This is a genomic window from Cyanobium sp. Maggiore-St4-Cus, from assembly GCF_024345615.1.
Classification (GTDB): Bacteria; Cyanobacteriota; Cyanobacteriia; order PCC-6307; family Cyanobiaceae; genus Cyanobium_A; species Cyanobium_A usitatum.
In genome coordinates this window covers 71,532-85,292 of sequence record NZ_JAGQBL010000001.1, presented here as the reverse complement: position 1 = coordinate 85,292, position 13,761 = coordinate 71,532, and the positions used below count along the sequence as shown (strand labels likewise).

Here is a 13,761-nt window from a genome sequence, read left to right as displayed (position 1 = left end):
CGCCATGTCGACTCTTGTTCGCCATGACCTCACTGACCCCGCCATTCCCGAGGGGATGGTGCGGATCGTGCGGGGGGGCAGCTACCGATTCATCTGGCCGGTGCATCTGGGCGGCTGGCAGAGCCTGGGCTGGCAGTTGCAACCGGCAGCAGGTCTGATAGCGCCGGAGCCCAGGCTGCCGGAGCCGCAGACAACTGCGCTGCCTTCTCAGGAGCCGGCGTTGGAGCTGGACGTGGCACCCCCAAGCGATGCCAATCCATTGCTGGACGAAGTGGAGGTGGAAATGCAACCGGCAGCAGCGAGCACCGAGCTGCAGAGCGCACCTTTCCGTGCCGATTCACTGAGCGCACCTCTCGGTGCCGATTCACTGAGCGCACCTCTCGGTGCGACCTTCCAAGCGATGACCAAGGCCCAGATCATTGAGCACTGCTCGAGCGTCTATGGCGTGGAGCTCGATGGCAGCCAGACCAAGGCGGAGCTGATCGAGCAGGCCATCGCACTGGAAACCCAAAACGCCCTTACCCCTGCTGCTGCATCAGGGTCAGAACCGCTGCTCCAGCCGGAGAGCGATGAGCCCCTGCCTGATGAGCTGCTGGATGACCCGCTGATCTGAGGAGGAGCACCGCATGTCCCTGAGCTTGCGCACCCCGGCGATCAGCAGCAGCGGCATCCGCGCGCAGCTGATTCGCCTGCTGCCGCCTGTGGGTTGCCCGGGTCATCCGATCTGGGTGCCGCCCAATGAGGTTCAGCGCTGGGAGCAGCTGGGGTTTGGGCGTGCGCCGATCCCGGCGGCTGATCTGGAGCTGAACTGGCAGCCGGCTGGTAAGGAGTCCGGCGGCTTGATTCCGATCGAGCTGCTACTCAACCCACGCCACACGCCCCCCAATACGGTGACGGTGGACTGGGGTGATGGGGTGACGGAGACCCTGCCCTGGCCGGTTGGCGGCGACGGCAATGCCCGACTAAGGCATGGCTACGCCAGCCGCAGCGACTACACGATCACCGCTGAGCTGAGCGGCAATGGCATCACTGCCGCCCTGCTGGTGAGCTTGGCGGGCTGCTCGATTTGGTCACCCGAACCGCCAGCACCTGGTCCTGGTCCAACTCCTGGCCCGGGCACGGTGCTGCCCTTGATCCCTGGTGCTGGCCTTAGTGGCGCTGCCTACGACGGCAGCACAACCCAGCAGTGGAGCCTGACGCGATGGAGTGGCGGCGGCAGTGCTGGTGGTGTGCCAGCCAGCGATGGATCCAGCTCCTTGTTCCTTTGCGCTGATGGCACCTGGGCCATACCGCCAGGCGGCAGTGGTGGAACGGTTTGGTTTAACGGTGCTGGACCACCGCCGGTAACCCTCAGTGGTGCTAATCCCGGTGACTACTACCTGGACAACCTCAGCGGCAACTTTTATGTGCTGGAGGTTTGATCGGCAATAGCGAGTAGGTCGCACCGCTAGGTGCGCTCAGCAAATTCGCACCGCTAGGTGCGCGCGGCAACGTTGCAGCTGATTGATGCCCTGGAACCAGAGCTTGAACCTTGTTGGTCCAACAGGTCCTGCAGGTGCTGCTGGAGCAAGCGGAGAACCAGGTGCTGCTGGCCCAGCTGGAGATATTGGTCCTGCAGGTGAAGTGGGCCCAGTAGGGCAGCAGGGTCCGGCAGGACCAGCCGGTCCGGCTGGTGAAAGTGGCCCGGCTGGAGAGGCCGGCTTAGCTGGAGATGTTGGTCCTGCCGGCATAGCTGGTCCTCCAGGAGAAGCTGGTCCCGCCGGCCTTGATGGGCCCCCTGGGGAAGCTGGACCGCCTGGTGAGCCTGGCCCTACTGGAGAAGCTGGGCCAGCTGGCGCTGCCTGTAATACCGAGTTCCGCGTTGATGCAGGTGTGCCGCAGTACTACCTAGCTGCAGAAGGACGCTGGGGAAACCTTGCTGTTTTGGCAGTGGCTTCTGCGCCCGCTATTGCAACAGCTGAACTGGATCCAAACCTTGAGGCCCGTTCCCTTGATCCAGCCATAAACCAAGACAGCGCCACCTCTGGCGAGGGCCAATGAGCTGGCTAGAGGCGCTCAACCTTGCCGGGCCGGCTGGTGCCGCTGGAGCACAAGGAGAGGTAGGAGCGCCAGGCCCTGCTGGACCACCTGGCGTGGCAGGGGCAGTGGGCGAGCCTGGTGCTGCCGGCCCTCAAGGCCCGCAAGGAGTTCAAGGGCCCCTTGGCGCTCAAGGCCCTCAGGGCTCTCAAGGAGCGCCCGGGGCGCAAGGTAGCCAAGGCGCTCAAGGGCCCCAGGGACCGCAAGGCCCTGCAGGAAATCCTGGTCCAGCAGGAGCGCGAGGCGCTATCGGGCCTACTGGTGCAGCGGGACCACAAGGCCCTGCAGCTACTAGTGATTTCCAGGTACTTGCTGGCGTTCCCCATGCCTACCTGGCAAACCAGGGGACCTGGGTGCCGCTTGGCATTGAGCCGCTTGCTCCTGTTATTCCAGAGGTGGGCGCACCCATCGGCGGCGGCTACTTTGCTGGCTTGATTAGCCATACGGCTGATGGCAACCCCACCCATTACCTAATCGTCGCGCCGCGTGATGCGGGTGCTACTGGCGGCTCTAATACCGGCATGCCCGAGGTTTACCCGCAGGCATACAACCCGACCTATAGGGACTATGGGCCAAGCGGTGGTTGCGGCAGCAGGCATGACGGCTGGGCGAACACTGAGTGGATGATCCAAAATGGTGTTCACCCTGCTGCGCAGTGGTGCGCGGCATTAAACATCAACGGCTACGACGACTGGTACATGCCAGCGCACTATGAGCTGGAGATTGCCTACTTCCATCTCAAGCCAACAGCAACGCCGAACGTAGCTGATCCAGCCTATGGAGATGGGATCAACCCATATGCAGTGCCAAGGCGTGACTACCTATTCCCCCCATACGTGCCAGCCCAGTGCTTAAACCCTGCCTTTCAGTGGGGAGGCGCGGAAGCATTTATACCAATTATTCACTGGACATCATCAGAGAGGGATACTCGTGATTGCTATGTCTTGAGTATGGATAGTGGTTTGTTTTCTTGGATGCCCAAGATATTTATTTCACCCGTGCGCGCCATGCGCAAGATCCCCTACGGGTCGCTCTAGTCCAGTCAGCTTGCTGAACGCGGCTGCAGCTGCGGCTAGCGGTGCGATACGGCAATAGCTGCTGTTGACACACCGGGCTACTGGCCCGCTTGACCATGGCTTGGGTAGCAGGTGGCTCTCTTAAAGGCCCACAGGGTGAGCAAGGTATTCAGGGCGCCCAAGGGGTGCAGGGCCTTGCTGGCGCTGATGGCGCCCAAGGCGTCCAGGGACCACAAGGAGAAGCTGGCATCCAGGGTCCGATTGGTCCTGATGGTGTTCAAGGCCAGCAGGGCATCCAGGGTGCTGCGGGTTTGGGCATCACCTTTAAGGGCCAAGTGGCGACAGAAACGGAGCTGCCAGCTGGTGCAGCCCAGGGCGATGCCTACATCGTGCAGGCCGATGACTCCTTTCAGGTATGGGATGCGGCCAGCAGCACCTGGGTGAATGGCGGCTCGATTCAAGGACCACAGGGAATTGAGGGCCCTGCAGGCGTTGCTGGCATTCAAGGAGAAATAGGCCCTGCTGGCGCTCAAGGCGTGGAAGGACCAGCCGGCGTGCAGGGCACGCGCGGTACGGGCTGGTTCAACGGCAGCGGCGCTCCTGCAGCTGACATCCCAGGTTCGATACCCGGTGATCTGTATTTAGATAACGCCACGGGCGACGTGTACACGCTGAGCTGAGCGGTGGCCTGGTCGCTTGCTGCCAACCTGCAGGGCCCTGCTGGGCCGAGCGCGGTGTCGGCTGATGCCGGCAACAGCGCCAGGCTGGGCACTGACGCCAAGGTGTTTGTGCCCTCCTCCCTTTACGTCCTGCCCGTGGCGACGGCAAAGGTGTTGGGCGGCATCAAGGTGGGTGCTGGGCTGAGCATCACCGCCGACGGCGTGCTCAGCGCTGCGATGGCCACCACCTATGTCAATAAGGCAGGCGATGTGATGAACGGCCCGCTGCGCTGGGCCAACAGCGGCGGTGTTTCAACCTTCAATGGCCGGGACGTTTACCTGTACTACGACGGGACCTTCTTTCGCTGCCAGCTGCCGTCTTCTAGATCAGCCTGGCGAATTGAGAACAGCAGCGGCCAGGTGACCTTTGGCTCTTGCCCTGCAGCAGCTAGCCCGCCGGTTGCGGCCAGTGACCTGACCAACAAGGGCTATATCGACAAGCTCATAAGCGCGGTTTTAGATGAGCTGCAGGCCCTCAAGGCAGAGGTGGCAGCCCTCAAGGCCGCGACCTGACTGCTTGCTACTTGCTCGCTGCTGTCTTGCGTCAATGGATTGACCGGCGGCCTCATGGGCCGCCGGCTGGCCGGCATTAGACGGACCAGCGCAGGGGAGGCTCGAGCTCTTGCTGCTCCTCTTCCAACTGGATTAGCCACCAGGCGGCTGGATAGGCGGGCTCGGGCTGTGGCTCCTGCCATTGACCGGAAGCTTGTGCTTCTTCCCAAGCATCAATTAAGGACTGCATGGTGGTGGAGAGCGGGAACATCGCTGTGATGCAAAGAACGCGCACCTGACACCCCGAGAAGCGGGGAAAACTGGAGAGCGATTTTGCACAGCCGATGGCACCCCTCCACCCAGCTGAGGTGCTGACTGAGCGGCTTTGTTCAGAGCACCTACCGGTGCGGCAGCGGGCACGGGCCTTTGCGGAATGCCCGAGCGGGAGCGAGCGGCTGGAGCAGGCAGGCCGCTGCTCTACTTCCAGCTGGCAAGCGAGCAGAAGCGGCAATGGAACCCGAGCAGGCGGGAGCGGTGGAATCCCCTGACTCGCTATTGCCCCAACGGGAAGTGCACGGTTTGCACGGCTTGCACGGTTTATTCAGCGGCCGCAAACGCCGCGCAACCCCGACCAGGCGGGAGCGGGTGGAGCAAGCAAGTCCGCTGCTTTGGTCTGTTACCTGCTCTCTTTTGCTCTCCATCCACCTGCCCCTGCCACCAAGCCAGCACCCCAGTGAAAGGGGGCCTATGGCCCCCCCAGGGGGGATTAGCAGACTGAGACGGTGACGCCGGGGAGGCCCTGGAACTTGCGTGCAAAGGCAAATGCTTTTTCAGCAGGGATTAGCCGCATCTTTTTGACCGGCTTACCGCGCCTCCCTAAGTGCTCAACGGTGCAGGGCACAGCGCCGCTCTTTTTGATACCGGGGGCGTAGCGATGGACGATCAGCAGGCGGATATTGCAGACGGGGCCTTGTGGAGCTGCCATGGAATTTTGGCGAGGAACCCCCAGGTGACGCCCCACGGCGCAGCAGCAGGCAAGGGTGGCGCAGCCACTTGCGCAGCCCTTTCCGTCTGCGAGCAAGTGAGGGCAACCTGCAAGGGGTGCTCGACGAATTAACAGCAGGACCCCACATCCAACGGTGCTGGTTCTGTCCGCCGGCTGGTTGCTACGGCCAGGATCAACCAAAGCAAGCGGGGCTGAGTGCTGCTTCTACGCAATGGGGCGTTGAGAAGGCCTCAAGGGATGCGGTCCTGCTGACTGGCATGACAAAGGACCTGCATTTCAGGCACCCGGTGTGAGCCATGCATGAGTGCCCAGCTGGGGGGGCCAGAGGCCCTCTCAAAAACTGGCGTTGGCAGGGCTCTGGTTCAAACAACCGAAATTCGGTGGTTTGAATTGATCGGCGTCAGCCAGCAAAAAATGGGCCAGCAGAAACTGGCCCTTGGATTGCCAGCTCAGATAAGCGCCACCTCCCCAGGGAGCAGAACCCGGCGCTTCTGAGCAGCCGCTAACACCTCTTGGCGATAGAGCTCTTCTCCAGCTGCGCTGAGAGCTGAATCGATGGCATCGATTCGTGCCAGGCACTGAGCGATGGCAGGCAGCACCTCCTCTTCTAAGAGGGTGATTTCCTCTTCTCCATAGGGCTGCTCGCTCCAGGTGCGGCGCAGCGGCAGATCACGGCGCAGCAGCTGCTCGATGGAGCGCGAAGCGCGATCAAGCAGCAGGAAGGGATCTTCCTCAGGGCGGCAGAACTTGGACTGAGCGGGATAGGTGGCCATGGGATTCGGCGCCAGGTGTGGCGCAGCGATGGGACCGATCCCAGAGGCGTACTGACGCAGGAAGGAAGCACAATGGAGAGGACCTGGAGTAAGCCCCACCGGAAGCTGACCCAGCTAGGGCCAGGCCTCTGCGCAGGTCAGGCCAGGACCGATCAGATTTTTCGCAGACGCGGCTTGTTGAGGTGATGCACCGCATGCACCACCACGCCAAATAGCCCTGAGCGATCAAAGACCTCCAGGTCCAAAGGAATTGCTACCTCTCCTGGCCGCACCGGTTCAAGCAACCACTGCTCTCCCTGCCGCAGTAGAGGCCGCATCAAGAAGCTGCCCTGGTGGGCCACGACGACGACATGGCCGGAGCAGGGTTCAACGCTGCGGTCGATCACCATCAGGTCGCCATCATTTATGCCGTGCTGGCGCATGCCATTGCCGCTGGCCCGCATGTAGAAGGTGCAGACCGGGTTGGGAATCAGGGCGGCATGGAGATCCAAGCCCTCACCCAATGAACCCAAGCAGAAGGGCACAGGCTCGCCAATAGGCAGGTCGGCCAAAATCAAACCAGCAGCGGCAGCAGTACAGCCGTTCTACTCCTGGTGAGGGTGGGTCGGCTCAGCTGCCTGCTTCTGGCCAGGGCACAAGCTTCATATCCCCCACCTTGTTCCAGGTTTTGCATTTGGAATCAGCCAGCCGGTAGATGGCCCTGCCGTCTGGTCCGCTCTTGGTGATGACCAGGACCGGGGCACCAGGCCAGCCAATCCGCCAAAGCTGCTCATCACCTGCCAACACAATCAAATCGCCAGTGGCGGGGTGCTTGAGGTCTGGGGCCATCGCTGCACCGTAGAAACCCACAGGCGATTGGCTGCCAAGCCGCAGCGCAATTGGAAGGGCTCGCACGGCTTAGGTGCGCCTGGATCCGCGCCAGGTGGCTGGGCACTAGGCCCCCAGCTGCTGGCGCAGGGCCTCAAGAGCCTTCTTCTGGGCCCGCTGCACCGACATGGCGCTGATTTGCAGCTGCTCTGCTGCAGCCCGCAGTGACAGGCCCTCAAGGATGGTGAGCCGCAGGGCCGTGGCTTGCGGCGCAGGCAGCTGATCTACTAGCTGCTCCAGCGCCAGATCATCAGCGGGGCCGGCTGCTTCTTGCTCTGGGCTGGCCAGCTGATCGAGCAGGCACGACTCGCCAGCGGCATGGCCATCAAGGCTGATGTGACCCAGTGGGCACTGACCCTGCTCATGCAGCCGCCGTGGAATGCGCACCAGCCGCACCCGATCGCGCAGGTGATGCTGCAGGGCACCTGAGATGCAGCGGCGCAGATAGGGCTCTGCCGGCTCACCTGCTTTGCAGCGCAGCACTGAACGGAGCAGGGCTTCTCTGGCCACTTGGATCAGATCCTCACGCTCAACCAAAGGGAAGAAGCGGCGGGCTACAGCTGAGGCAACGGCATCAGCCAGGGAGAGGTGCTGGAGCACAAGGGCATCGCGGGCACGGAGGGCAGAGCGGGAAAGCGGGGCAGCCATCTGGGGACGGCAGAGAACCCCACCCCCAACGGCCAGCCGCAGCGAGGTGACAAGGACGCCCCAACGGGGCGCATGGCTAGATCCTTGACGCAGCGCGAGGACTGGACGAGGGATTTAGGTGGGTGTTTGACGGCTCGGTGGCAACCAGCCCCAAATTCCCCCGGAGTCCCTGTAGCAGGTAAACCAAAGGTCAACCTTGGAAAGGTCTGTGGTGCATCTGCTGAAACCACCTGGACCCATGAGAAGACCCTTTTAGATGTCACGAGTCACGCATGGAGCGGGATCTGGGTGGTTCCTTCGGGAAGCCGCGCTATGCCCGTGAAAATCTGGTTGCCGAATAAGGGGCACTGTTACTGGGTAATCGGTTGGAGATTGGCAGCGAAACCTAGATCCATGCCGCTTATCATGGTTACTGGAATTAGCCTCAAGGCAGGACCCTGGGTGCGTTTAAGGGTTTTAAGCCCAGCGTGGTAGCGGGGGACCTGATCATTCTGGAGGCATCGACCGGTGCGCCGATGAAGCCGGCTCAACATGATGTTGCACAAACTTGTCAGACTGGCTATGTTTGTGTTTGTGAATAGCTCTGTCTAATGAGAGAAATGGAAAAGAGCCAAGGCCTCCCGCAGAAAATATTATTTTCGCAATACTTAACCCGTTCATGAACAAATGATGGACAGCCAACATGGACATGAAAGTATGGGGCCGGCAGGGGTCAGCTAAGACGAAGTAACGGGAGTGCGTATCAACAGATATATTTGCTCGACATGTCAGGGATATCTCTGACCAAGCTCCAGTTCTGAAAGAGCGCTCAATCTAAATCGGCATCCGAATTCATGCACGACCCGATCGGCGCCTTCCAGCGCATCCGCGAGCTTTACCTCAGCTATCTCGATACTGCCTTTCGGATTGAGGATCCAACCCTTCGGGAGGAACGGCGGACTCTGCTACGCCAGCCAGGTCAGCTATGCACTTCTCCATTGCTGGAGGCCCAACCGCGCTGGGCCACTTACGACTATGACTTTGATCAAATCAGGAATGCAGAGGACACAGGTTTCGGCGAGCCTCTTGAACCGACGTTGGCACATCTAACCCAAAAGGCTCGTGAAGCATTCATTGACCTGATTGCTTGCGGCCTCATGCCATCCGTCGGCGCAGGGAATACTCGAAAACCTTTCCCTCCATATAGGCATCAGGCCGAGATGCTGGCCCGAGGCTGCCGCGACGCACAGGCAGGTGTCGTGACGTCAGGTACTGGTTCTGGAAAGACCGAAGCCTTCCTTTTGCCGATTCTGGCCACGATCGTGGAGGAGGCCACTCGGGAAGGGAAGGAGTGGGCCCGCCCGGAACAGGATTACCTCCAACGGTTCTGGTGGCGTATGCACGACGGGCTGCCAATTGCCGAACGGAATCAACATGGGAAGTACGAGATCCGTAGTGAAGCACATTTCACTGATGCACAGGCACTTGGATGGGATAAATATACTGTAAATAGAAAACGCATTGGCGAAAAACGAAAGCCGGCGATCCGAGCGTTGATCCTCTACCCGATGAACGCCTTGGTTGAAGACCAGATGTGCAGGTTGCGGTTGGCCCTTGATTCACGCGAAGCGCGCGAGTGTCAGGACCGACATCTGAATGGCAACCGCATCTTTTTTGGCCGATACACCGGAAAGACCAAAGGCGGCCCAGCATTTCGTATGCCACATGAGGAGATCCTCGGAAATCTTGACGCTCAGAATCTGCGGAAAACAGTGGCAAATGGCATTCCAGGTTTGCCACAAGACGGCACCGTGCTGACGGACTGGAGGAAGCGTGCAGCAGGCTCTCGGAAGCGCCGCATTGAAGAAGTGATCGTCGAGCTTTCCCAAGCAGATGACCTGCAGCGGGAAATCCGCCTAACTGCAGGTCTTGCAGAAGATCAGCAGATGGGGCTGGATGCTCCCCCTGTTGAATTGGACCGTGCCTTCGCATTCCCTTCTGTGGACGGAGGTGAACTGCTAACCCGCTGGGACATGCAGGACACTCCACCGGACATCCTGGTGACCAACATCAGCATGCTGAACGCCATGCTGAGCCGCAGCACAGAAGCTGGGATGCTGGAAGCCACTAGGGAGTGGCTGGAATCCGACCCCGCCAACCGCTTCACCCTAGTAATCGACGAGCTGCATTTGCAAAGGGGCAGCGAAGGAACCGAATTCATCTACCTCCTTCGGTTGCTGATCGCCCGCCTTGGTTTCGACGATCCGCAGCGTCACAACCAGTTGCGAATTCTTGGCTCTAGCGCATCGCTGCCGGTGGAAGGAGAACAAGCCGAGAACAGCTTCAACTACCTGTATGACGCCTTCGCCGATTTTGGATTGCCCTACGGTTCCAATCGGAATGACTGGATACAAGCAATCGTCCCGGGGTTCCCCCTTCCCATCCCAGAGGAGCTGCCATTGCCGTCGGGTCTCACCGAAGCGACCCTCCTGGATGAGGCAATTGACAATCTTCTTGAAAGCGAATGGGGCAGGAGGGGCATGCAACCCGATGAGTTATTCAGCCAAGCAGATCTAGAAGGCGATAGGGAGGTATTTGAGAAGTTTTTTGATGCAATGGACGTGGAGGAAGGGGAGTTAATAGAGCGCTGGGTTCGATTTGCTTATGGGGTTGGTGTTTTGCTAGAGAAAAAAAGCAAGCATGTTGGTGCAGCACCGCTGGCCACGACTCTGACTCACCTTGCCGACAACATCTGGGGCGAGACGGCATGGGCTGATTGCGGAGATCCAGACATACGCAATCGCCATATCGAGCGCAATCTGCGAGTACTCACTGCCTTCATAGGTGCAATCGATAGTGAAGGTCAATTGGCAGAGAAGCTCAAACAAACTGCCACTCAGCTTGAGCTTGACGCTACGCGATTTCGGGTCCACACCTTCTTCAAGAGTCCGGAGGGACTCTTTGTTGACGTGGTGCCGCCAGCATGGAGATCAGCTGATTTACCCGAGCGATGGCAAGGGAGGCTTTCGCTAGACCGCAAAGGCAGCACCTATTCAACCGCTAAGCGAGAAACTGAGGTGCGTCAGTTTGAACTCCTCTACTGCGAGGCTTGCGGAGAAACATTCCTCGGCGGTATCAGGAGTAGAACTGATCAGGACGATCCCGACATTCTCGTAGAGATCCTTCCCGACGAGGGGAGGATTGAGCGGTTGCCGGATCTACCAGTCGCCGATCGATTCGAGGAGCTGGCCCACGATCAGTATGTAGTCATCTGGCCCAAAAACAATGCAGAACAGCCATTAACCGACTCGGACCACCGGGAAGAAACTTGGATTCGCGGATTCCTTGATGTAGGCACGGGAATCGTCAAACGCATTCGGGGTAATGACCAAGGTCTGTTGCAACCCGTCTACGTCTTTAAGCGAAACGTGAATCAAAAGACAAAAGGACCTTTCACTGACGACCAGCCAGGCAGTCATACACCTTGCAGCTGTCCTCGTTGCGACACCGATTACGGCCCACGACGGGCTAAAGCTCGTATTGGACAACAGGTCTCGCCACTGCGTAACTTCCGGGCAGGTTTCGCAAAGTCGACACAGTTGTTGGCGACAGAGGCCTACGACGTGATGGCACGGGGGGGGGACCCATCTAAGGCCAAACTGGTGAGCTTCTCCGACAGTCGGCAAGACGCAGCCCGTTCGGCATTGGATGTGGAACGATTCCGCCATCAGGATGTGATCCGGGAGGTGCTGTTCGGTGAATTACGATCAGCTGCATATGACATCAAGAATGGTCTCCCTGATCAAGAACGTCGATTGGAGCGGCGGCAGAGAACCTTAAAGACATTCATAGAGGAACTTGCTGACAGTAGTGGCACCCCATCCAAGGATCTCCTAGAGGATATCGAGAATGAAAAAGCTGAAGTTAGAAAGCTAGAGAGAGAGATTATTCAAGCCAAGGCAGGAATTGTACCTTTAGCCGAGATAGTGGAAGTCACTGCTCCCAGGCCAGAAACTAAAGTTCTCCCATTCCTGAGCAGATTGCTTGAGCTTGGCATCCATCCCTACGATGAGCGCGGCATCAAGAAGGTTGAGATAGTAGGTGCAAGTAGTTCTTGGATTGAGTGGTGGCGGCTTTTTCGAAAATCACCTAATGGCGAAGGCTACTGTTGGCAGATTCCATCGGGGTACAACCTAGAAGAAAGCGACTTCGCGAGAATTGCCAATGTTTTCCTGGCGGAAAAGGTACTTAATGCCATAGGGGATGTCATCTTTAAGAAAAACTATTTTGCCCTAGAATCCACCGGCTTTGCCTATCCAGTCCCACTCGGATTATGTCTAATCAAAGATGATGGGACATTTGACCTCAGAAGACTGCAACAAGCTTCGGCGTGGATGCGAATCTATGCCGACCACTATCGTTTCGCGCCATCGGACTACCAAAGATGTGATGGAATAGACCCCTTCACAATGACAAGGAATTCGGGACTTGCCAAGACTGTCAGAAGGATCGCGGAGGCCAGAGGAGGTGTTGATCCAGTTGACTTTTTCCGGAACGGACAGGATCTCATGGCGGAAGCAAAATATTCCGATGCTTCCGGAGACTACGTGCGTCTCGCTCGGATTGGTTTTCGGATCGCTTCTGACTCTGATCCAGTTCTTAGGTGCACCAATTGCCGTCGCGTCCACCTACACCAAGGCATAGGAGTATGCACTCGTTGTGGCGGCAGCTTCTCGCCGCCTGACGCAGCAATGACAGTTGGCAAGTTGATCCATGGAAACTTCCTGGGGCGTCGTCTCGCACGTTCCCTTGAAAACAACGGCGATAGGGGAGATGTTTTCCGACTGCGTTGCGAGGAACTCACTGCGCAGACAATTGATCCCGCCCAACGCCAGCGCGAGTTCAAGGGCATCCGATTGCAATCTGAGCTTAGAGATCAGATTGCTCCGCATGGCATTGAGATGCTCATGGTCACAACCACCATGGAAGTTGGCATTGATATTGGACCTTTGCAGACGGTGCTGCAGGCAAACATGCCTCCACAACGATTCAACTACCAGCAGCGGGTGGGACGAACCGGTCGCCGTGGACAGGCCTTTTCCTTCGTGGTCACGCTCTGCCGTTCCAAGAGTCACGACCTCCACTACTTCAAGAGACCAGAGTCCATAACTGGGGACGCGCCACCTCCGCCATTTCTTGTCAAGCGCTTGTCCCGTATCGCCGAACGCCTCATCCGCAAGGATCGACTTGTGCGTGCCTTTGACTTGATTCGAACCGAAGATCGTCGTACTGGTTTACATCTATGGGCCGGTGATGTGGTGCGTCCGGTAGATGTTCATGGTGATTTTATCCCCACCTACGCTATCGTGAATGCTCCGGATGATGTTCGAGAGTTTTGGAAAAAGCGCCTGCTTCAAGCTCTTGAGAGAGGCCAAGATCAAACTGAAGCAAACGTAACTCTATTTGAGCGTGGCAGGAGGAAGGGCAGCGGTGACTATGAGGATCTGAGTGTTGAGAGAGCTCAAGAACTAATCCATGAGATTTTCACAACAACATCGACAGCCGCATCTAATACACCAGGTCTAGCTGCACATCTCGCTGATAGCGGTTTGCTACCCATGTATGGCCTCCCCACCCGCGTCAGGCAACTGGTAATAGGCCGAAGCCGCAACGATGGCTACGGTGATCAGGTTGAGACTATCGATCGAGATCTGGAAATCGCAATTTACGAGTTCGCGCCGGGAAACGTGCTAGTCCATGATAAGAAGGAACACCTCTGCATTGGCCTTACACCTCGAATCAATAGAGCAGGTACCAAATTTGTAACGCGAGGCCCTGTCGCTGATAGGTTTTTCCGCTTAGTCAACTGCACTGTTTGCGGATCACGCCACAAGCCGAATGAGGAGACTTCAGCCGACTCAACATGCCCTAGTTGCGGTGCGTTGATCGGCTCCGACACAACTGTCAATCTCTGCCTAGAACCAGCCGCATTCCGCACCGACTTTACCCCACGTTCAGAAGAAACAAGCCGCCTTCCAGGCGGCCGTGGTCGTTCACTGTGCGCTGACTCTCAGCCACCTGCAGAAGATCAATGGCGAGTGAGTGAGTCTCAACCTGGTGACAAATTGGCTGTCGATATACGATGGAATGTCTCTTCAGAATCAACCGTCTATCGCATCAACCGC

At 58.4% G+C, this 13,761-nt stretch carries 12 protein-coding genes and 1 pseudogene; 8 read left to right on the top strand and 5 right to left on the bottom strand.

Annotated elements, in window-relative coordinates:
- Positions 1-4 precede the first annotated feature (4 nt).
- The 7 genes from KBY99_RS00465 (at position 5) to KBY99_RS00435 (ending at position 4,324) form a co-directional block, all read left to right on the top strand.
- Complete coding sequence (locus tag KBY99_RS00465; protein ID WP_254996673.1) at positions 5-613, top strand: hypothetical protein; 609 nt, start codon at positions 5-7, stop codon at positions 611-613.
- A 13-nt stretch (positions 614-626) separates the two neighbouring features.
- The gene (locus tag KBY99_RS00460) at positions 627-1,421 is read left to right on the top strand and encodes a hypothetical protein (protein ID WP_254996672.1); all 795 of its coding nucleotides are present in this window, start codon (positions 627-629) and stop codon (positions 1,419-1,421) included.
- 347 nt (positions 1,422-1,768) lie between these two features.
- Positions 1,769-1,891, top strand: coding sequence for a hypothetical protein (locus KBY99_RS00455; RefSeq protein ID WP_254996671.1), 123 nt, complete (start codon positions 1,769-1,771; stop codon positions 1,889-1,891).
- A 266-nt stretch (positions 1,892-2,157) separates the two neighbouring features.
- Complete coding sequence (locus tag KBY99_RS00450) at positions 2,158-2,511, top strand: hypothetical protein (protein ID WP_254996670.1); 354 nt, start codon at positions 2,158-2,160, stop codon at positions 2,509-2,511.
- Positions 2,472-3,113, top strand: coding sequence for a hypothetical protein (locus tag KBY99_RS00445; RefSeq protein ID WP_254996669.1), 642 nt, complete (start codon positions 2,472-2,474; stop codon positions 3,111-3,113). Before KBY99_RS00450 ends, KBY99_RS00445 begins: the two co-directional genes overlap by 40 nt.
- A 95-nt stretch (positions 3,114-3,208) precedes the next feature.
- A complete protein-coding gene (locus tag KBY99_RS00440) occupies positions 3,209-3,772 on the top strand; it encodes a hypothetical protein (RefSeq protein WP_254996668.1) in 564 nt (187 codons plus the stop codon).
- A gap of 3 nt (positions 3,773-3,775) precedes the next feature.
- Positions 3,776-4,324 (top strand): hypothetical protein, encoded by a 549-nt coding sequence (locus tag KBY99_RS00435; protein ID WP_254996667.1) that lies wholly within the window; start codon positions 3,776-3,778, stop codon positions 4,322-4,324.
- A gap of 76 nt (positions 4,325-4,400) precedes the next feature.
- Here the strand turns inward: KBY99_RS00435 and KBY99_RS00430 are convergent, their stop codons facing one another.
- From KBY99_RS00430 to KBY99_RS00410, 5 genes are all read right to left on the bottom strand, one after another.
- Complete coding sequence (locus KBY99_RS00430; protein WP_254996666.1) at positions 4,401-4,574, bottom strand: hypothetical protein; 174 nt, start codon at positions 4,572-4,574, stop codon at positions 4,401-4,403.
- 1,184 nt (positions 4,575-5,758) lie between these two features.
- On the bottom strand, positions 5,759-6,082 hold the full coding sequence (locus tag KBY99_RS00425) for a hypothetical protein (protein WP_254962144.1): 324 nt from the start codon (positions 6,080-6,082) through the stop codon (positions 5,759-5,761).
- 152 nt (positions 6,083-6,234) lie between these two features.
- Positions 6,235-6,633: a LexA family protein gene (locus KBY99_RS00420; protein WP_254996665.1), complete on the bottom strand. Its 399-nt coding sequence runs from the start codon at positions 6,631-6,633 to the stop codon at positions 6,235-6,237.
- Between the two features lie 58 nt (positions 6,634-6,691).
- A complete protein-coding gene (locus KBY99_RS00415; protein WP_254996664.1) occupies positions 6,692-6,976 on the bottom strand; it encodes a hypothetical protein in 285 nt (94 codons plus the stop codon).
- A gap of 39 nt (positions 6,977-7,015) precedes the next feature.
- Complete coding sequence (locus KBY99_RS00410; RefSeq protein ID WP_254996663.1) at positions 7,016-7,597, bottom strand: sigma-70 family RNA polymerase sigma factor; 582 nt, start codon at positions 7,595-7,597, stop codon at positions 7,016-7,018.
- 833 nt (positions 7,598-8,430) lie between these two features.
- Between KBY99_RS00410 and KBY99_RS14880 the strand changes: the two are divergent.
- Positions 8,431-12,654, top strand: a pseudogene (locus KBY99_RS14880) (DEAD/DEAH box helicase); the annotation flags it as partial.
- Positions 12,655-13,761 lie beyond the last annotated feature (1,107 nt).